The sequence below is a fragment of the Nostoc sp. ChiVER01 genome, from assembly GCF_034531155.1.
GTDB lineage: Bacteria > Cyanobacteriota > Cyanobacteriia > Cyanobacteriales > Nostocaceae > Nostoc.
Window position 1 is genome coordinate 70,928 of record NZ_JAVRBS010000019.1, and the last position, 17,696, is coordinate 88,623.

Sequence of the window (17,696 nt, forward strand, 5' to 3'; positions counted from 1 at the left end):
TAAATCAAACAATAAAAAACTATGAAAAGCCATCAAAAATGTATTCTTTGTAGTTCTAATAATATTGTTCCTCACTGGAACAATGCTAGAGGATACAACGTTAGTAAATGTTTAGATTGTAGCTTTTTATTCTTAAATCAAATAATCAATAAGCATGAATTAGAAGATTATTATTCTCAAAATTATTTTATGGCATCATATGCTAAAGATGAAAAAAAATTAATTGATGTAGCAAGGAATCCCAAAATTATTTCCGAAGCTAAGGAATATGCGAGTTTGATTAAGTTTTATCAGCCAAACGCTCACAACGTGGGTGAAATAGGATGTTCCTGGGGATATTTATTATATAATTTACAAAGTTTTGGTTATTCTGCTAAAGGGTTTGAGTTAAGTAAAACAACAGCAGAAGTAGGTAGTAAACAGTTAGGCATCAAAATAATTCCAGGTTTTTTTGAAGCGCAAGATAAACAATTTGATGTTTTAATTCTTAGACATGTACTAGAACATGTACCTAATCCTCAAGATTTACTAGAAAAAATTTATGCTTCTATTAAGAAGGATGGATTATTCATTTTAGAAGGACCAAACCTAGACTCTATAAGTTCACGATTATTTGGCAAAAATGTTTCTTGGGTATCTCCACCTGATCATATAAGTTTTCCTAATTTTCGATCTTTGATAATGGCGTGTGAGAAATTAGGTTTGACTTGTATTTATCAAAATAGTCGTCGTGGCAGAGGAATATCAGTTTTCCATCAAGCACTTTTAAATACTGTAAGTTTAATTTTTGGAGGCAAAGAAAGAGCAAAAGTAAACTTAGGTGGAATTAACGAAAAAGCTCCTAGCCAAGGTTTAAGTAGTCTAAAAAATGCTGCATTGAAAACTGTTAATTTTTTAGATTTACTTTCTTCACCAATTCACCCATTCTTAAAACAAGCATTGCTAGAAGAAGAAATGTTAATAATTTTTAAAAAACCATGACAAAATTACTTACTATTTCAGTAATTATTCTAACAAAAAATGAAGTTTGTAACCTTAAACAATGTATAGATTCTTTACAGTGGTGTCAAGAAATTATTGTTGTAGACTCAGGCAGTACTGATGGAACAATACAGTTAGCAGAATCACTAGGAGCCAAAGTTTTTACCCATATTCCACCTCCACCGTTCAAAATTTCTGAGCAACGTAACTGGGCTTTACAAAATTGTAATTTAAAAAGTGAATGGGTATTATTTTTAGATGCTGATGAAGTTATTCCACCCAATTTAGCAACAGAAATTCAGCGTGTATGTTCTGCCAATAATCAACAATATAATGCTTATGAACTGCCTGCGCGTTACCTGTTTTGGGGTAAATGGCTTAAGCTTACACAAGGATATCCTAATTGGCATTCTCGTTTACTCAAACTAGAAGAAGTCACTTTTACAGGTGGTGTTTGGGAACACTTTGCTTCAGGTACGCAAGTTGGCAGAATTAATATTCCTTACGATCATTATGCTAATTCTAAAGGGTTTGGAGATTGGTTAGAACGGCATGATCGCTATTCTTCTTGGGATGCCCAAAATGTTGTTAATTTTCTAGAAACAGGTAAAGCATCTGCTTTAGGAACTGAACGCAAACTAAAACTTAGATTATTGGCGGCTAAACTTTGGTTTCTGCGCCCCATTGTCAGATTTATCCAAATGTATTTTCTAAGATTAGGTTTTTTAGAAGGAATTACGGCTCTTATTTTCTGTCTACTCTATGCCATATATGAATTTATGATAGTAGTCAAAATTATAGAACTGAGACGTAAAAAATCTGGATTAGCCCTTTGATGATTCCACAATAAATGCATGGAAAAAATCACGATTATAACTCAATATTTCTACCCTAGCCATGCTGCTACCGCGCAACTAATGACCGATTTAGCCAAAGGACTTTCTCGAAAAGGCTATCAGGTAAATATATTTACAGGTACTCAGGCAAAAGACACTACTCCTGAATTCTCAAATCAAGTCGCAATCAACCGTGCCTTCTCTCCTATTGCAGCCAACACTAGTATTTTAAGTAAAATTATTAGTTCAATATTTTTTCTTTTAGGCGCTTTGAAATATGTGATATTTTTAGTACCTCGTACTACGCCAGTTTTAATCGCTTCTAATCCACCATATGCTGGAATTTTAGGTATTATTTTTAAAGTTATTCGTGGAGGAAAATATCATTTTTTACTCCAAGATATTTTTCCAGAATCTGCTGTAATGTCTGGTATTTTTAAGCAAAATAGCTTTCTATTTATTTATTTTAGTAAATTAATTTATCTAACTTACAAATATGCTGAGAATATTATTGTACTTAGCACTTCCATGCAATATTTTTTGGAGAATAAATATCCTGAGTTAAAACTAAAAATCAAAGTAATTGAGAATTGGGCAGTAGAAGATATTATTATTTGTGATAAACAAGCAAATGATTTTGCTCAACAGTATAATATTGACAAAGTTTTCACAGTTTTATACTCCGGCAATTTAGGTAGGCTCCATGATATTGAAACTATTATTGAAGCAGCTAAAATTCTGAAAGACACCCTTATTCAATTTGTCTTTATTGGTGCTGGAGCGAAAACTAAATTAGTTGAACAAGCAATCAACACTCATAAACTAACAAATATACTTTTATTACCTTACCAACCTAGAGAACTACTGCCCTTATCTCTTACCGCTTGCGATCTTTCACTAGTTAGCCTTATACCAGGGGCAGAATCAATAGTTACTCCTTCTAAACTCTACGGAATGCTAGCCGCAGGTAGAGGAATCATTGCTATCTCTGCACCAAACTCATACATTGACGAACTTTTAACAACTTCTGGTTGCGGTACTAACATTCCTCCTAATAATCCACAACATCTTGCCAATTTAATCCGCGAATTAGCCAATGACAACCAAAGAGTTAAGATAATGGGTGAAAAGGCGCGTCAACTTTATAAAAGCAGATATACATTTCAGCGTGCTTTAGAAGAATATCAACAAATCTTATTTGAGGATGATATTTGCCAAGAAGTAATTATTTCAAACGTGGGTTCAAACTAGATCCGGTTCTGCTAACAAAAATCCACAAAAATGATCGCCCACAATCTCGTAACACTCGCACCAATGATTCTGATGGTTGATTTTCAGAAGCTACAGCCACAGGTGTAACCACAATCCCCTGGCTACCTAAAACAATAGTTGCGATCGCTCTTGCCCGCCTCATGTGATAATCCGACGTAATCAAATAAACATGCTGCAACTTTTGGTGAGCAAAATCTTCTGCCAAAGTCGTGAAATTTGTCACAGTATCGGTTGCTCTACCATCTAAATGCAACTTTGCATCAGGAACACCATACTTTAAAAATATTCGACGGTCAACATCTAAATTCCAATGGAAATCAGAAACCCAAATATCTAAATTCTGGCGAGACTGCCAAAACTGCGCCGCAAACCTCATCCGCTCAGAAGCACTCCCCAACACAAAAATAGCCTGTGGCACTGGGGTTTGATGGAAAGCGATCGCAATCCTAGCAGGTATAATGCTAGTTAATAAAAGTGCGATCGCTAAAACTAACCACATCAATCTCAGCTTGCATTTCATCCCCCATCCTCTTGTTTAAGCAAATTCACCACAGAATCAGCTAGCCATAAATCTGCATCAAAAGTATAACTAAAAATGCGGCGATCGCTAATTTTAGCCGTCACCGCATCAAAGTTGTAAGCATACATTTTCTGCATTGGGGAATCAGTGAAGTAGAATGTCTTGTGATCAGGACTCCAGCCTAATCCATGAGAAATCATCAATCTCGTTTCCATCAGATGCAAAGAACCGTCAGGATCATAGCGGTCAGTAAAGGCTACCCTGCGTTTTACCCGGAGACATTGAACCAAACCAAAAATGCCCTAAGCGATCGCACTTACCATTTTAAAACGATTATCTAGCTTATCTGCCTCCACCTGGATAATCGGTATCACTTCACCTGTGTCGAGATTAAGAAACACACCATTATCAAGCGATTTGATCCAGCAGTGCGATCGCAAAGAGACATCAATAGACTTTCACATCTATCCCCTATCCTTTACTATTCAAAGCAGCTCTTAATTGCTTAAGCAGATTACCAATTTCCCGAAAACCCGCATCTTTTGATAATTGCCGGAGAACTTTCGGATTGCTTTCCATAACAATCTTGTTATAAGCACTAATAGCAGCATTCAACTGATTAATATTTACAGTTGGGGAAGCTTCTTTTTGAGCTATTGAATTCGCTACTAAACCTTTGGTACCCACAGTAAAACCTGACACAGATGCAGATTTATTCCCAGCTAGACCTAATAAAGCACTTACCAAAGACTGTGCTGATGATGTTGGAACTCCTAAATTCGCTAGAGAAGCCTGTAGTTGATTAGCTGCTTGTGCTGCATTTGCTCCTCCCTGCAAGATAGCTAGAATGGCAGCAGCTGGACTATTGGCTGCTGGAGTTTGGCTTAATACATTGGAGAGGGCTGTATTTAAACTATTTTGAATTTCTGCTGATGTGTTAAGACTACCGCCATCATTACCAATTTCCACATTCACTCCAGGTGCAAGTTCAGGAGATGATTGATTATTTACTGGATTAAAATTATCACCAGATGAGGAGGAAGAATCATCACTACTACCTGTGATACCAACACTACCAGCATTTACTCTCATGGGCACACTCACTAGATAAGTGAAAATAGTGAATGTTATGGCAACGAGAAAGAATGATTGTTTCTTCATTGTTTTTATTTTTGACGAAATTCCAATATAACTCAGCATTTAAAATCGAAAACTGTACCCTGCACTCAACGCAAAACCTAAGCCAGAATCAAAATTACTAGTAACATCCGTGAAAATAGTATTGATCACTATAGGGATGTTTTTTAAGGGAGCAAAAGATGCACCCATATTGACACGATTTCCAGTCCAGCTACTTACTAAGGATACTTGAGGTATTACCCTCAAACCTAAACTAGCAAAAAGATTAGCAGAATTTTCACCTGCTTCTATTGCACCCTTAGAACGAAAAGCACCACTACCAAGACCAACAGAAATAGTCAAAGGTAATTTGTTATTAGCATTATCTGGTTGTAGTGAAAATGATTTAGTAACTACCCCATAAATAGTATCTTTAGCCCTGGTAACATCTCCCCATTTGATAGGATTTGACCAACCCACAGCTACAGATGTACCATTGCCTAAATATCTGTGTAGTTTAAAACCTACACCACCGCTATCACCAAAATCAAAATTGTCGCCACCGCCTACACTAGTAATATTGGCATTAACTTCCAATCCTATAGATTTAACTGCATTTCCTAAACCAAAACCAACAGACAAAGAACCATCTACCCTATCTTTATCTTCATCGAAAGGAAAAAATAGACCACCACCAATATAGGCTTGACCAAAACTTGCACCATAGGCAGAAGGAGTACCCGCAGTTGAACCAGGGGAAGCTTTTGGCGGTTCACCTAACCTTACGATAGGATCAATTAAAAGTTCTTGGCGTAATTTATTAGTCTCGCCAAAAGTATCACCCAAAATTTCTGAAGAGTCTGTTTGTACAAAAATTTGAGGTTGTTTTTGTTTCAATATATTAGAGGATGTGTCGGGATCAAAAGTTCTAGACTTAACGTTAGCAGTAAAACCATCACGAATCCTTGCAGTCTCTAATTCAGCAACAATATTACTTTTTTTAGATGCCGCAAACCTTTGCTGCAAGCTGATATTCGGCTGGGAATTAAGCTCAGATATAATAAAAGATGCTTTCAGACTTTGAGACGTACTTAACTGAACTTCTTGGTTTTCAGAAACAATATTATCCGCAGCAACTGCCGATTTGCTAAAAATACCTGTCAATAGTAGAAGAAAAGCTATTAAGATTGTCCCTAAATTCCACGAAGCATAGTTAACAGTAATAGCTTTGTAAGTATTACTACCTTTGTCCATTTTTCGTATTTTATCCATCAAAATATTCCTTTTGTAAAATTGTTTACGGAAATACACCAGTAATTTATACGCAAAATCTACTAATCTAAAATAGTAATATTACGTAAATATAGGCAATTAGACCAGTAGAGCAGCAAAAGGTAGGATATCAAATTAGGACTTATATCATATTCGCTTAATTACTTACTAAATCCGGATGACTCTACCCCGTAAAAGCTACGCTTTGTCTCCCTGTTTACGGAGCTACGGTGTATAAACAAGTTTTTGGTTTACTGATTTAAGATTTATTATGCAGATACCTTACTTTGGTTTTGCTATACAAAACCTGTTGCTCTTCACAAAGACTGGCGATGCTGAGATCAACAATATCTGCGGTATCGATCATCATCACCAGATCATCTGGAAGGGATTTTATGCTTCGGTGGCTTCGATTTCAAACTACACTTATTGGAACAAATCAGTATCTTCAATAATTATGCTACATAGTAGTATACAGGAACTTCAGTGAAGTGATCCGGCTGTTGCCCACTGAGGATAATTTGCTGTAACTGCTCTACAGTTGATGGAGAAAAAAATTGTTCTCCTGTCTCCTCATTCACGCGAGCAGGTACGTTCTCAATCATGAATATCTGTCCATTTAGCTCTAAGGTGTAAGTTACCTTTTTTCAACTAGCGTTTCTTGCTCATCAATCATTGCCACGGTTTCTCCTTTGTGTAAAGTCTTCATTCGATTTTTGTGGGTCAGGTTAATACAGAGTAATAATTTTGATTAATGGACGAGAGGGATAGCTACATTGAATGTGAATGGGTCTTCGAGCTTGGGTCAAGCCACTCATGAGACAGCTTGGGCCGTACTTATCATTTGGATAGTCTTTAAATAATCTTTGTTCGACAACACCGTATTTATAAACGCATCAGACAAGTAAGTTTCAAGACACGCTATTACACCAACATAAATATGTTTTCTCAGAGTTCTCTTGGCTTTCTGGTCTGGCACAGTGAGTTTATTCAATACTCGCAAACTTGCAATCTCATCCAAGAAAGTACAATAAAAAGCAGTATTAGAGAGAATTGCTTCTAATTGATCTTTATCTGGATAGTCCTCTTCTGTCTCATCTATCTGCCAAGATTTTTGCCAGGTTCCTGTTCGCCTTCCACCAAAAATATTTAGTCTCTCTGTATAGAGATGCGGAACAATCTCATCTATTAAAAACTGCTCCCAATATTTCAGACGCTCGTGATTTGATAAATCTAAATCTAGTTCATAAAAATTTTCAGACTTTCCTGACCATTCTTGGAATCTCTCATAAACTGGTTTCACTGGATAAAACCAGGGCTGGATATCATTTTGGGTCAAGCATTTCATAAACTCTTCCCCATACCTAGCACCTGTGCCAGATATATTAATGTTCATTCCGTTTTCATGAATGAACCCTGTGACTTGCGCGATAGTTCCTGGCTCACGAAACAAAGCGATCGCAGCATTAATATGAACACGAGTGATGTTATCAGGTCTGGCTTCTTCACCTGAGTATTCAAATTATTCCATAGATACTTTCTGGCGATCGCTTCCTAGATTTTTCGCAACAATTCCCGAATAGCGATCGCACATTCAGGGAAGGCTAAAGGTGATATTGTCACATCTTCTGCAAGTATGCTCTCACTGTGATATCCGTCTAGACTGGGGAGACGATACATATACAACTTGCGTCCATTGACATCTAAAATCCAGTACTCAATAATACCTGACTTAGCATAAGTGATCGCTTTTACTTCTCGATCATATTTGAGACTGGAATCAGCTATTTCAATCAGTAAAAACACTTCGGAAGCATTGGGATGGTGATCCTCATAATCTAATGGATTCAGCTTCACCACTGAAATATCTGGTTCTGGTTCCGAATAATCATCAAGTTGCACTGGTGACTGGATTCTTAATAAAACTTTGTCATCCAAACGTTGACGTAATAACCTTTCTGTGCGGGTAATTGCTGATTCGTGAGCAGTTCCTTTTGCTGACATTTTGATGATTTGTCCCGCGATTAATTCTAAGCGTTCTTCAGGATGAAAAATTCCCGTTTCCGCCATTTTGTGATATTCTTGAACACTAATTAGGCGAATATTGGTGAGCATAAGATTCACATTAACGTCATAACATTTTATCTCGCAGATGTTTAATGCGATGTCTACAACGGGTTACGCTTACGCGCATGGAGAAGCTAACGGTTAGGCTACTGACGCTACAACCTTTGAAGCAACTCGTCATACTCTGTCTGTATGTGTGCCAATCCAGAACCAGTAAATGTGATCATCCTGCAACAAGCCAAGAACGCGGTAGTCTAAACTAACACGAGCCGAATAGATTGGTTGGCGCTGGCTAACTCGTTTGAACTGAAGACTATTGTGGTAAGGATCTAAACGCCAAAGAGCAACGGATCAGTTTTCAGAAGCTTGTAACACTGGTCTGCCGTATCCTGAACGGTTGCAGATAGAGTGTCATAACACTTCCAAAATCTTCGTGTCGTGTAATGCATTCTAGATTTCCCGGCAGTGACCCGCCTTGAATTCAACAATCGCTTCTTCTGCCAAAGCGTCTAATTTTCCGTCTGCGATGTCTTGCTCTAGCTGCTCATCCCAACGCTGGTAATCAACATCAAAGAACCACTGCTTGAGTCGCTGAAAGTCATCTGCTGGAAGCGTAAGAATCGCTGCTTCAATTTGTTCAAGGGTTGACATATTAGTTTCCAACTCTTCGATCTCGATCAAATTATAGCTTTGATGTAAAGAGCGATTCTCTCTATCTCAAATAGGCTAGTATTGCCAATCGTAATTACGGGTAACGATGCTCAGGTATTTTCTTCACGTATGATTTGTTCGAGCGAATCTTTCCCTTTCATGCTGCGATTAGCTGTAAGCAAAATCATCTGATTTTCGTGAGCTAATCGCCAAACAACGCTGTCATCACTGTTGATCGATAAATCCATTTCTGCAATTGTGATAAGCTGACTTTACCCTGAACATCAATTAGGAAAGTTAGGAAAAAACAAAAATGGCAACTATCTACGGTACCACAGGTTCTGAAACAATAAATGGAACTTCGGGAAATGACATATTATATGGATGGGCTAGGGGTGGCAATGCTAATAGCCCGTCTGGTAATGACACCCTGAATGGCAGCTTTGGTGACGATATCTTAAATGGTGGTACTGGTGATGACAGCCTTTTAGGTGGTGCTGGCAATGATAGACTGATTGGCAATAATGGCAACGATGTGCTGACTGGCGGCACCCGTAATGACACCTTAGAAGGTGGGGCGGGTGCTGACAGCCTTTTCGGTGGCGCTGGCAATGATAGCCTGATTGGCAATGATGGCAATGACGTGTTAGAAGGTAATGCCAGTAATGACGCCCTAGTTGGAGGCTTGGGCAGGGACATACTTACAGGCGGAGACGGTAATGACGACCTAGTTGGAGGCTTGGGCAGGGATATACTTACAGGCGGAGACGGTAACGATAGATTTTACTTTAATTCCCCAGATGAAGGAATTGATACCATCACTGACTTCACATACACAATTGATGAGATTTGGATTTCCGCCGAAGGTTTTGGAATAGATATAGACGCTCTCGATGCGATTACGACCGACGTAATTTCAGGCGCACTGTTCGTTGAAGACACTCAGATTGCGACAGTTTCCCCTAGTTTCAGCTCATTCGCGGTTTTCAATGGTGCCATCATCATTTTCTAGAAACCGTGTGTGCGGTTATGGTCTGTCACGAATCAGGCGATTGCTAATCAGTCATTTGATTCCTTAGATGAGCTAGAATCCGTTTTATTTCAACGTTGCAAGCTACTATCTAACGAGCGTGATTTAATTCGTGGTCTAATTTATTACCACTGGTGGCCAGAAACAAACAACAATTTAACTGTGTGCATTTAACCGGATTTGATATTGGCGATCGCACCAAAGAAAATTAGGACATGATCTTTGAGATTGTGATCAATCAAAAAAATCATGTCTTACATTCGCGCTTTGCCTTCGCTAGCTGCCCGAAGTTTTTCCCACGCGGCTGGCTCCCAAATTTTGACCTAATAACCTTTCTATGCGAATAATTGCTGATTCGTGAGCGTAAGATTCACTTAACGTCCTAGCATTTTATCCCGCAGATGTTTAATGCGATCGCGCAATTTTGCAGCCTCTTCAAATTCTAGTTTCTTCGCCGCTTCTTTCATCTGCGCTTCTAACAGAGTAATCAATCCTGGAATCTGTTCTAATGGCAGTTCATCTATATGTTCATCTACAACTTTTAAGTCAGTTGCATTTAACCGCCGAGATACATCTAAAAAAGCCAAAATCGCATTACTTGATTTTTTGACAATTGGTTGTGGTGTAATTCCATGCAATCGATTATGTGCTGTCTGAATACCACGCCGTCTATCTGTTTCATCAATAGCTTTAATCATGCTACCTGTCAGATTATCGGCATATAAAATTGCTTGTCCTTGGACGTGACGCGCGGCTCTACCAATAGTTTGAATTAAGGAGCGCTCGGTTCGCAAAAAACCTTCTTTATCTGCATCCATAATTGCTACTAAAGAAACTTCAGGTAAATCTAACCCTTCCCGCAGCAAATTCACACCAACTAATACATCAAAATTTCCCTCGCGCAAGTTCTGCAAAATTTCAATGCGCTCAATAGAAGTAATCTCGGAATGTAAATACCTTACCCTTATACCGTGGTCTTGCAAATATTCTGTTAAATCCTCCGCCATTCGCTTAGTTAATGTAGTAATTAACACTCGTTCATGGCGATCGGCTCTATCTTTAATTTCTCCCAACAAATCATCAATTTGTCCTTCTGTGGGACGCACAGAAATTTCTGGATCAACCACTCCAGTTGGTCGAATCACTTGCTCAACTACATGATCTTCAGAAACTTCTAATTCCCAATTTCCGGGAGTTGCTGAAACAAAAACACACTGATTTACCTTTTCCCAGAATTCCTCGGCTTTCAAAGGACGATTATCAGCAGCACTAGGAAGCCGAAATCCATGTTCAATTAAAACTTTTTTTCTAGCTTGATCACCGTTATACATGCCTCGAATTTGTGGCACTGTAACGTGAGATTCATCTATAACTAGTAGCCAATCCTTGGGAAAATAATCAATTAAACATTCTGGTGCTTCTCCAGCTTGTCTTCCTGCTAAGTGACGGGAATAGTTCTCAACGCCGTTGCAGTAACCCACTTCGCGCAGCATTTCTAGATCATAGCGTGTACGTTGATCTATGCGTTGCGCTTCTAATAGTTTCCCAGCTTGTTCTAAGTCTAGTTTTTGCTGTTTTAATTCGGCTGCAATGTCATTACAAGCTACTTCTAACCGTTCTTCTGGGGTGACAAAGTGGCGTGCTGGGTAGATATTTACCGCTTCCAAACTCTTGAGAATTTCACCTGTCACCGGGTCAATATAGCGAATCGCGTCAATTTCATCACCAAAAAATTCGACACGAATAATTCGGTCTTCATAAGCTGGGCCAATTTCTAAGACATCACCACGGACGCGAAATTTTCCCCGACCCATTTCTATGTCGTTGCGGCTATATTGAACGTTTGCCAAATCCCGTAAAATTTGGCGTTGATTTACTTCCATACCTATCTGAAGGGGGATGGCAGCTTTCAGATATTCTGCTGGCATTCCTAAACCGTAGATGCAACTGATGGAAGCAACGACAATGACATCACGGCGTTCAAAAAGCGATCGCGTCGCTGAATGCCGCAACATATCTATTTCATCATTAATCGCTGCCGTTTTTTCAATATAAGTATCGGTAACGGGAATATACGCTTCTGGCTGATAATAATCGTAGTAGCTGACAAAATACTCAACTGCGTTGTTGGGAAAAAAATCTCGCAACTCATTACAAAGCTGGGCAGCAAGGGTTTTGTTATGCGCCAGAACTAAAGTAGGCTTGCCAATTTTCTCAATAACTGCTGCTACCGAAAATGTCTTACCAGTTCCAGTGGCTCCTAGTAAAGTTTGGTAACGATTACCCGCTTGGATACTAGCAGTAAGCTGTGCGATCGCTTGTGGTTGATCGCCTGTGGGACTAAAGGGAGCTTGAAGACAAAATTCTGTCATACAATTTTGCTGAAAATACCCTATCTCATGGTGACGATTCCGCCCTGTATCCATTGTAGCTGGGTTATTAGACCAAATAAATAGTAATAAATTTTTACAAAACTTATTTATTAAAATTTGCTTATGTATCAGTTTTAAAGATTCTTATATCTATATGAGGTTTTTTAAGGTTAAACTCTAAAAGTATATGGGAAAAAATTTCATCTTTCCTTAATTATTGTAAAATTCAATTAACAAACCAGAGGTTTTCGTTTATGACTATTAGCAACGCTGGCAAAGCAAGCAGTTCTCGGCAAAAGCATGCCAAGTCTACAGAGGAAGTTGAAAATCAACAAGACCAGAGCTTGAATGCTGATAAAGTCGATGAAGTTAATGAACTGCCAGTGGGAGCTTCTGGAACACTTGCCATTTCTGGAATTCGTCCCATAGGCGCTAGCGACCTAGAAGTTGCTGAACACCTTTCAATTTCTGGGGTGCGTCCTGTTAGCACTAGTAATTTGGAAGTAGTTGAAACCTATAATGCAATGGGTATTCGCCCAATTGGTGCTAATAAATTCCAAATTGTTGAAAGTATGAATCTCTCTGGGATTCGTCCAATTGCCTCAAGTTCATTGGTAATTGATGAAAGCTATTCGACCTTCGGTAATCGTCCGATAGCATCAAATGAGATTGACAATCCTGAAAACTTGATGGGTTTTCTAGATTAGACAAATAAAATATACTCATAAATTTATTAACCCAGTTTCTACACGAAGCTGGGTTTTTTTATTTAAACAGTCAAAAATGGAGATTACCATATTTGCACTTGTTCTATGTCTTTTAGCATAGATAGTTCAGCCATTATTGCCTTATTTGAGATTCCAACAATAGCCAAAATGCTTACTCTAACTACTTTTATTAATTTTTCATTCTTAATTTTTAATTTTTAATTGTTTAATATGCCTTGTGGTGGAAGGCTTTAGCAAAAAGTTTAAGTTAGTGTGTAAAGGTAATAACAAAATATTTCAAAGCTGTAAACAAACTTTGAAATAAATTTTTGATTAAATTAGGAGTACAAAATGAGCATAGAAGATCGCGCAAAAGCAGCTGCTAAAAATGTTGAAGGTAAAGCCCAAGAAGCTTTAGGAAATATCACTGGAGATCCAGAAGATAAAGCTAAAGGTAAAGCAAAGCAAGCTGAGAGTGAAGTACGTCACGGTATTGAAGACGTGAAAGATAATGTCAAGAAAAACATTGACTAATAAATAATCCAAATTTTTTGCAGAAATAGGAATATAAATGGGGTGGATTCCATTTTTGCAAAAAAGTATGAAGGATTGAAAATTCAAGTCTATACTTCTTTATTTTCCTTTTAGCAAGCTTGGAAAGTTAAAGAAATAGCTTGTGCAGACTTTTTTGTAGAGACGTAATAAATTACGTCTCTGCATTGAAAAATAAATGTATTACAAATAAGAGGAATAACCTTTATATATTCCAACTTTATAAATGCAAGCAATTAGTTTGAATATAAAACCTATTCTATCTGTTGTTTAAAGTGTTTTTTAGGAGGTAAAAAATGATACTGCTTCAGCAAAGTCGCAAAATATTGGCGACTTTCCTTTTAATCGGAGTACTGCTGATAACTACCGCTTGTGGTGGTACAAGTACAATGTCACGAGTTGACAGCTCAACTAATCCCTCAGCAATTGGTCGAGATGTAACTTATGCAGAGTTAGAGCGAGGCAATACCCCAGGAGGACAAACCTTTGGTAACTGGGTTGTCCAAGCATCTCAAGGATTAGTTCAGGACGCTTTTGTTCGTGATAATAACAAACTGGGTGTTGTAATTTCCCCTAAAGTTCGTCCGAACGAAGTGCGACCATTAGCAAAATCTTTAGTTCAAGGTTTTCATAAAAACTTTCCAAAACAAGATTTAAAGGTTTTAATTTACGCACCTGATAAGCAATTGATTTTGACTACTGAATATGACACTCAAACTAATCAAGTCAAGTATACCTAATTGCTGTATTTGCAATTAAAAGTTGAAGATAGTTTGATGAATTTGGAATTAAGGCTTGGAAATATTAGCCATCCAAAGAGTTTGATAAAAAAGGAGATTATTAAAGTGGCAACCAGCGAAGATTACAAACGTCAAATAATGAAAGATTTGGCTAAAGGTGATGTTGAATCTCTGGATGATACTACAGCCGAATCAACGGCGGAATATCAAAATTTTGATGATTTTGCTCAACGGACAACACCAGACCAACGTCGGCATTTATTTGGGAAATCTTTACATCCCGATCGCATTCCAACTAGCCAAATGGAGCCAGAATTACAACAGGCGATCGCACAAATTAAACCCAATGAACGGGATGATGTAGCAAGAGCCTTTTTCAAACATTTGAAAGAAAGAAAACTAGACGAGAAGCATCTAGAGCAACAGTTGGGACTTTCTACACACCACGCCAGCCGTATGAGTGCTGATGATGTTAGCAAACTAGCGTCCTTTGTGTATCATAACCACCCCGACATTTTCCGCGAAGTGCTAGCGGAGCAACCAGGGATTATCAAGTTCCTCAGTAATCCTGTAGTTGCAGGTATTCTCGGAATTGCGGCGGCTAAATGGTTGGGTGGTCGCAAGTAACTTCTGAATTTTAAGTTTGGAGGATGAGTAAGAGATTAGGTGGGTAATAACCCACCTTTATTTTTTGCTTATTAAAATGAGCCAGATAAGCGATCGCTCAATAGCGATAATATCTACGACAGAGCTAATACAGTACAGCAGGCGCAAAAATAAACATACTATTTGAAATGGTGCAAGACGCTCGGAATAAAATTATTTTGACTTTTGACTTTTGACTTTTGATTTCCGCCTTGCGGTAACTTTGCTCTGAAAATTATTCTAAATATCAAAAAACTGTAGTAATATACCACAGGCATTAACTATCTTTAGCTACATCTGATTGTTAACGCTGTTAAATTTACTGAGAATATACCGTGAGCCTAACTCTTTATTTTCTCCGGCACGGACAGACAGAATGCAGCCGCAATAATTCCTTTTGCGGTTCCATAAACTCAGAACTTACCCCAGAAGGGTTGGAGATGGCAAAGGCTTTTGCTGACGCATATAGTTCTATGGATTGGACAGCAATATTTTGTAGTCCAATGCAGCGAACTGTTTTGACAGCAAAACCTTTATGTGAAGCAATAAAGATAGAACCACAACTCAGAGATGGTTTAAAGGAAATTAACTATGGTGAGTGGGAAGGAAGAACGCCAGAAGTAATTAGTCGTGAATATCACGATGATTATATTCGTTGGTCAGCAGATCCGGCTTGGAATGCTCCAACTGGCGGAGAAATGGCTGTGACAATTGCTTCTCGTGCGTTGCAGGTAATTGAAGAAATTAAACAAAATTATAGTAGTGGGAATGTTTTAGTTGTTTCACACAAGGCAACCATCAGAATTATTCTGTGTAGTGTACTGGGGATTGATGTGGGACGCTTCCGTTTTCGTTTGGGATGCCCTGTTGCTTCAGTGAGTATTGTAGAATTTAGCTCACATGGGCCACTATTAAAGGTTTTGGCAGACCATAGTCATTTGGATAGCCGTTTGCGAAATTTACCGGGGACATGAGGGATTTAGGAGAGACGCGATTAATCGCGTCTTTACAATATTATTTTTACCCTTACTCTGGCTGGCTATCTGGCTCAGTGTATTTGCAGAGAACGTTTATTCCAATTTTGATAATATATAACACGACAATTGTGGCGATGTCTGCGACGGGCTACGCCTACGCCCCATCAATCGGGATGCCATGTACTGCTGCAACGGCAACCAGTGAGCCAATGATACTGTTGAGCAGAGAAGAACTACCAGGGTTATTAGTCAATACAGTTCAGTTAAGCTTTTATTCTCTCCCCCTGCGTCCCCTGCTTCCCCTGCCTGCCTTAACAGATAAATTTCCTTAACTGAACCGTATTGGGTTATTAGTGTATTCTTTGATTTTGCCCCGTAAACCATCATCACCACATATTTCCGCGCGGATTTCGTCAAGGGTAAGTTGTAAGAGAGATTTTTTGCCACGACTATAATCTGTTTTGCCGACTTTCTCTTGCCAGAGTTCATCAAAACTGGTTTCTAGATTGCCGTTGTGTTGTTGTAGGGTAGTAAGTGCATGTTGTGCTGGGGTATCGTTTGGCAGAAGTTGCTGAAATTATTGGATTTCGACAGGGGTTAATTGGGCATTCATAATATATTTGACTTAATTATTTATGGAGTATTTGTTACTTCCTGAATCAACTCTTCAGGTGTGATAATTCTGGGAGTAGCAACTGGAAAATCTCTAGGGTTGCGAGTAATAATAGCATCTAAATGATTGAGTACCGCAGCGCTGTATTGAATAGCGTCTTCAAAATCTCTAAAGTTAAGGTTTAGTGCCATGTTGATTGCGGTACTGTCTACAGTAGCGACACGGCAGAAGTTGACCAACTGCCTTAAATAAGTAAGTGTCCACTCTCGATCCCTTGCCCTACGGATGATGTAATACAAATCACTAAAAGTTGAGGCGGAAATATAACCTTCTACCTGTCCTTGCTCAACTAGTACCAACACTTGTTCGCTCGCCTCTAGAAAAGGTTCACGCTCAAGGGCATCATCTACAATGATGTTGGTGTCTAACAAGATTTTCACAGATTATGTTTCTCTTTTAAAGCTTCCCATCGGGCTTGGTCTGGGTCAAAGTCTGGTGGTGTGGGTGGGGCATTTTCAAATAAACCTTCAAATGCTTTGACTTTAGACTTCCTTTTCGGCTTTTCTGGCTGTGGCTCAGTATAAGTTTTCAAGGATGGAACTGGCTGCAAAATAATCACTTCCACTTTTCCAGGAGCAATATTTAGAGGTTCGTCAATAATTAAATTACCTGATTCATCAATTGTGGCGTTCAGCTTGTAGGCTTGCATACTTTTGCTCCTTTTTGTTTCTAGGATAGAACAGTGAAGTGGCGTTTGAACGGAGTGAAACCCAGCAATTACAAAACTTTGAGGTGTTGAGTTTCGTTCCTCAACCCAACCTACATTCTATTTACCAGAATCGGTGTTCTAGAAAATTACCTAGAGAGAATTTATTAGTTCTTAAATCAACGATCGCAGTTATAAATGAATGTCTTGTCGTCACCAACATTACAACATTAAGGCTTAACGCTATAACATTAAGGCTTAACGCTATAACATTAAGGCTTAATGCTACAACCTTAAGGCTTAACCTTATAACATTGAGGCTTAACGCTATAACCTTAAGGCTTAACGTTACAACATTAAGGCTTAAGGTTACGGCATTAAGGCTTAAGGTTACAACTTTTTGACAAAAGCTTATGCGATCGCTCTTTAGGGTAGTGCGATCTATGCGATCGCTACCAATGCTTAAACAAAACTTATTTGAAGGGCTGCCAGATCCTCAACTTCTTGAAGAAGTGGGGGATCTGAATTAACCTAGCCCATCCTGCACCCAAGGTAGCGCAGTCGAAGTATATCGGGCGTTGCATAAATGCAAGATGAATCGGCGCTTGAAACCATTGATAATTCGTTCCAAATTGG

The 17,696-nt window shown here is 38.6% G+C and carries 22 protein-coding genes and 1 pseudogene; 10 read left to right on the top strand and 13 right to left on the bottom strand.

The window, feature by feature from the left end; genetic code table 11:
• The first annotated feature begins 21 nt into the window (after nucleotides 1-21).
• Genes RMY00_RS23080 through RMY00_RS23090 form a run of 3 tightly spaced genes read left to right on the top strand, consistent with a single transcriptional unit; the run spans nucleotide 22 to nucleotide 3,068 of the window.
• Nucleotides 22-981 (top strand): class I SAM-dependent methyltransferase, encoded by a 960-nt coding sequence (locus tag RMY00_RS23080; protein ID WP_322649772.1) that lies wholly within the window; start codon nucleotides 22-24, stop codon nucleotides 979-981.
• Nucleotides 978-1,817, top strand: a complete 840-nt coding sequence (locus RMY00_RS23085; protein WP_322649773.1) for a glycosyltransferase family 2 protein — start codon at nucleotides 978-980, stop codon at nucleotides 1,815-1,817. Before RMY00_RS23080 ends, RMY00_RS23085 begins: the two co-directional genes overlap by 4 nt.
• A gap of 18 nt (nucleotides 1,818-1,835) precedes the next feature.
• Nucleotides 1,836-3,068, top strand: coding sequence for a glycosyltransferase family 4 protein (locus RMY00_RS23090; RefSeq protein ID WP_322649774.1), 1,233 nt, complete (start codon nucleotides 1,836-1,838; stop codon nucleotides 3,066-3,068).
• On the opposite strand, the gene RMY00_RS23095 is transcribed toward RMY00_RS23090, so the two are convergent.
• From RMY00_RS23095 to RMY00_RS23135, 10 genes and pseudogenes are all read right to left on the bottom strand, one after another.
• Nucleotides 3,043-3,609 carry a YdcF family protein gene (locus tag RMY00_RS23095; RefSeq protein WP_322649775.1) on the bottom strand — a complete coding sequence of 189 codons (567 nt, stop codon included), beginning with the start codon at nucleotides 3,607-3,609 and terminating at the stop codon, nucleotides 3,043-3,045. The two genes, RMY00_RS23090 and RMY00_RS23095, sit on opposite strands and share 26 nt — an antisense overlap.
• Entirely contained in the window at nucleotides 3,606-3,899 is a 294-nt protein-coding gene (locus RMY00_RS23100; RefSeq protein ID WP_322649776.1) for an SMP-30/gluconolactonase/LRE family protein, read from the bottom strand. Before RMY00_RS23100 ends, RMY00_RS23095 begins: the two co-directional genes overlap by 4 nt.
• A 181-nt stretch (nucleotides 3,900-4,080) precedes the next feature.
• Nucleotides 4,081-4,770 (bottom strand): hypothetical protein, encoded by a 690-nt coding sequence (locus tag RMY00_RS23105; RefSeq protein ID WP_322649777.1) that lies wholly within the window; start codon nucleotides 4,768-4,770, stop codon nucleotides 4,081-4,083.
• A gap of 39 nt (nucleotides 4,771-4,809) precedes the next feature.
• On the bottom strand, nucleotides 4,810-6,000 hold the full coding sequence (locus RMY00_RS23110; RefSeq protein WP_322649778.1) for a hypothetical protein: 1,191 nt from the start codon (nucleotides 5,998-6,000) through the stop codon (nucleotides 4,810-4,812).
• A 455-nt stretch (nucleotides 6,001-6,455) separates the two neighbouring features.
• A complete protein-coding gene (locus tag RMY00_RS23115; protein ID WP_322649779.1) occupies nucleotides 6,456-6,605 on the bottom strand; it encodes a hypothetical protein in 150 nt (49 codons plus the stop codon).
• A gap of 123 nt (nucleotides 6,606-6,728) precedes the next feature.
• On the bottom strand, nucleotides 6,729-6,818 hold the full coding sequence (locus RMY00_RS36230; protein ID WP_416212093.1) for a hypothetical protein: 90 nt from the start codon (nucleotides 6,816-6,818) through the stop codon (nucleotides 6,729-6,731).
• Complete coding sequence (locus RMY00_RS23120; protein ID WP_322649780.1) at nucleotides 6,815-7,453, bottom strand: hypothetical protein; 639 nt, start codon at nucleotides 7,451-7,453, stop codon at nucleotides 6,815-6,817. The genes RMY00_RS36230 and RMY00_RS23120 overlap by 4 nt, the downstream gene beginning before the upstream one ends.
• 101 nt (nucleotides 7,454-7,554) lie before the next feature.
• A complete protein-coding gene (locus RMY00_RS23125) occupies nucleotides 7,555-8,115 on the bottom strand; it encodes a Uma2 family endonuclease (protein WP_322649781.1) in 561 nt (186 codons plus the stop codon).
• Nucleotides 8,116-8,517: 402 nt separating this feature from the next.
• The gene (locus RMY00_RS23130) at nucleotides 8,518-8,718 is read right to left on the bottom strand and encodes a hypothetical protein (protein ID WP_322649782.1); all 201 of its coding nucleotides are present in this window, start codon (nucleotides 8,716-8,718) and stop codon (nucleotides 8,518-8,520) included.
• A 113-nt stretch (nucleotides 8,719-8,831) separates the two neighbouring features.
• Nucleotides 8,832-8,954, bottom strand: a pseudogene (locus tag RMY00_RS23135) (ACP S-malonyltransferase); the annotation flags it as partial.
• 77 nt (nucleotides 8,955-9,031) lie between these two features.
• On the opposite strand from RMY00_RS23135, the gene RMY00_RS23140 reads away from it, so the two are divergent.
• Nucleotides 9,032-9,730 carry a calcium-binding protein gene (locus RMY00_RS23140; protein WP_322649783.1) on the top strand — a complete coding sequence of 233 codons (699 nt, stop codon included), beginning with the start codon at nucleotides 9,032-9,034 and terminating at the stop codon, nucleotides 9,728-9,730.
• A 392-nt stretch (nucleotides 9,731-10,122) separates the two neighbouring features.
• Here RMY00_RS23140 and uvrB read toward each other — a convergent pair whose 3' ends face one another.
• On the bottom strand, nucleotides 10,123-12,120 hold the full coding sequence (gene uvrB / locus RMY00_RS23145; protein ID WP_322649784.1) for an excinuclease ABC subunit UvrB: 1,998 nt from the start codon (nucleotides 12,118-12,120) through the stop codon (nucleotides 10,123-10,125).
• 254 nt (nucleotides 12,121-12,374) lie between these two features.
• On the opposite strand from uvrB, the gene RMY00_RS23150 reads away from it, so the two are divergent.
• The 6 genes from RMY00_RS23150 to RMY00_RS23175 all read left to right on the top strand — a co-directional run bounded on the left by RMY00_RS23150 (nucleotide 12,375) and on the right by RMY00_RS23175 (nucleotide 16,073).
• On the top strand, nucleotides 12,375-12,827 hold the full coding sequence (locus RMY00_RS23150) for a hypothetical protein (protein ID WP_322649785.1): 453 nt from the start codon (nucleotides 12,375-12,377) through the stop codon (nucleotides 12,825-12,827).
• 351 nt (nucleotides 12,828-13,178) lie between these two features.
• Nucleotides 13,179-13,361, top strand: coding sequence for a CsbD family protein (locus RMY00_RS23155; protein ID WP_069070399.1), 183 nt, complete (start codon nucleotides 13,179-13,181; stop codon nucleotides 13,359-13,361).
• Between the two features lie 314 nt (nucleotides 13,362-13,675).
• On the top strand, nucleotides 13,676-14,119 hold the full coding sequence (locus tag RMY00_RS23160) for a hypothetical protein (protein ID WP_322649786.1): 444 nt from the start codon (nucleotides 13,676-13,678) through the stop codon (nucleotides 14,117-14,119).
• Nucleotides 14,120-14,224: 105 nt separating this feature from the next.
• On the top strand, nucleotides 14,225-14,746 hold the full coding sequence (locus RMY00_RS23165) for a hypothetical protein (protein ID WP_322649787.1): 522 nt from the start codon (nucleotides 14,225-14,227) through the stop codon (nucleotides 14,744-14,746).
• A gap of 353 nt (nucleotides 14,747-15,099) precedes the next feature.
• The gene (locus RMY00_RS23170) at nucleotides 15,100-15,738 is read left to right on the top strand and encodes a histidine phosphatase family protein (RefSeq protein WP_322649788.1); all 639 of its coding nucleotides are present in this window, start codon (nucleotides 15,100-15,102) and stop codon (nucleotides 15,736-15,738) included.
• Between the two features lie 131 nt (nucleotides 15,739-15,869).
• Nucleotides 15,870-16,073, top strand: a complete 204-nt coding sequence (locus RMY00_RS23175; RefSeq protein ID WP_322649789.1) for a hypothetical protein — start codon at nucleotides 15,870-15,872, stop codon at nucleotides 16,071-16,073.
• A 301-nt stretch (nucleotides 16,074-16,374) separates the two neighbouring features.
• On the opposite strand, the gene RMY00_RS23180 is transcribed toward RMY00_RS23175, so the two are convergent.
• Nucleotides 16,375-16,794 carry a PIN domain-containing protein gene (locus RMY00_RS23180; protein WP_322649790.1) on the bottom strand — a complete coding sequence of 140 codons (420 nt, stop codon included), beginning with the start codon at nucleotides 16,792-16,794 and terminating at the stop codon, nucleotides 16,375-16,377.
• Entirely contained in the window at nucleotides 16,791-17,063 is a 273-nt protein-coding gene (locus RMY00_RS23185) for a hypothetical protein (RefSeq protein ID WP_322649791.1), read from the bottom strand. The genes RMY00_RS23180 and RMY00_RS23185 overlap by 4 nt, the downstream gene beginning before the upstream one ends.
• Between the last annotated feature and the right edge of the window lie 633 nt (nucleotides 17,064-17,696).

Excerpts from the sequence above, each read along its gene's own strand:
- RMY00_RS23080 (WP_322649772.1), top strand. The coding sequence starts at position 22 with ATGAAAAGCCATCAAAAATGTATTCTTTGTAGTTCTAATAATATTGTT.
- RMY00_RS23085 (WP_322649773.1), top strand. The coding sequence starts at position 978 with ATGACAAAATTACTTACTATTTCAGTAATTATTCTAACAAAAAATGAA.
- RMY00_RS23090 (WP_322649774.1), top strand. The coding sequence starts at position 1,836 with ATGGAAAAAATCACGATTATAACTCAATATTTCTACCCTAGCCATGCT.
- RMY00_RS23095 (WP_322649775.1), bottom strand. The coding sequence starts at position 3,609 with ATGAAATGCAAGCTGAGATTGATGTGGTTAGTTTTAGCGATCGCACTT.
- RMY00_RS23105 (WP_322649777.1), bottom strand. The coding sequence starts at position 4,770 with ATGAAGAAACAATCATTCTTTCTCGTTGCCATAACATTCACTATTTTC.
- RMY00_RS23110 (WP_322649778.1), bottom strand. The coding sequence starts at position 6,000 with ATGGATAAAATACGAAAAATGGACAAAGGTAGTAATACTTACAAAGCT.
- RMY00_RS23115 (WP_322649779.1), bottom strand. The coding sequence starts at position 6,605 with ATGATTGAGAACGTACCTGCTCGCGTGAATGAGGAGACAGGAGAACAA.
- RMY00_RS36230 (WP_416212093.1), bottom strand. The coding sequence starts at position 6,818 with ATGAGTGGCTTGACCCAAGCTCGAAGACCCATTCACATTCAATGTAGC.
- RMY00_RS23125 (WP_322649781.1), bottom strand. The coding sequence starts at position 8,115 with ATGCTCACCAATATTCGCCTAATTAGTGTTCAAGAATATCACAAAATG.
- RMY00_RS23130 (WP_322649782.1), bottom strand. The coding sequence starts at position 8,718 with ATGTCAACCCTTGAACAAATTGAAGCAGCGATTCTTACGCTTCCAGCA.
- RMY00_RS23140 (WP_322649783.1), top strand. The coding sequence starts at position 9,032 with ATGGCAACTATCTACGGTACCACAGGTTCTGAAACAATAAATGGAACT.
- uvrB (WP_322649784.1), bottom strand. The coding sequence starts at position 12,120 with ATGACAGAATTTTGTCTTCAAGCTCCCTTTAGTCCCACAGGCGATCAA.
- RMY00_RS23150 (WP_322649785.1), top strand. The coding sequence starts at position 12,375 with ATGACTATTAGCAACGCTGGCAAAGCAAGCAGTTCTCGGCAAAAGCAT.
- RMY00_RS23155 (WP_069070399.1), top strand. The coding sequence starts at position 13,179 with ATGAGCATAGAAGATCGCGCAAAAGCAGCTGCTAAAAATGTTGAAGGT.
- RMY00_RS23160 (WP_322649786.1), top strand. The coding sequence starts at position 13,676 with ATGATACTGCTTCAGCAAAGTCGCAAAATATTGGCGACTTTCCTTTTA.
- RMY00_RS23185 (WP_322649791.1), bottom strand. The coding sequence starts at position 17,063 with ATGCAAGCCTACAAGCTGAACGCCACAATTGATGAATCAGGTAATTTA.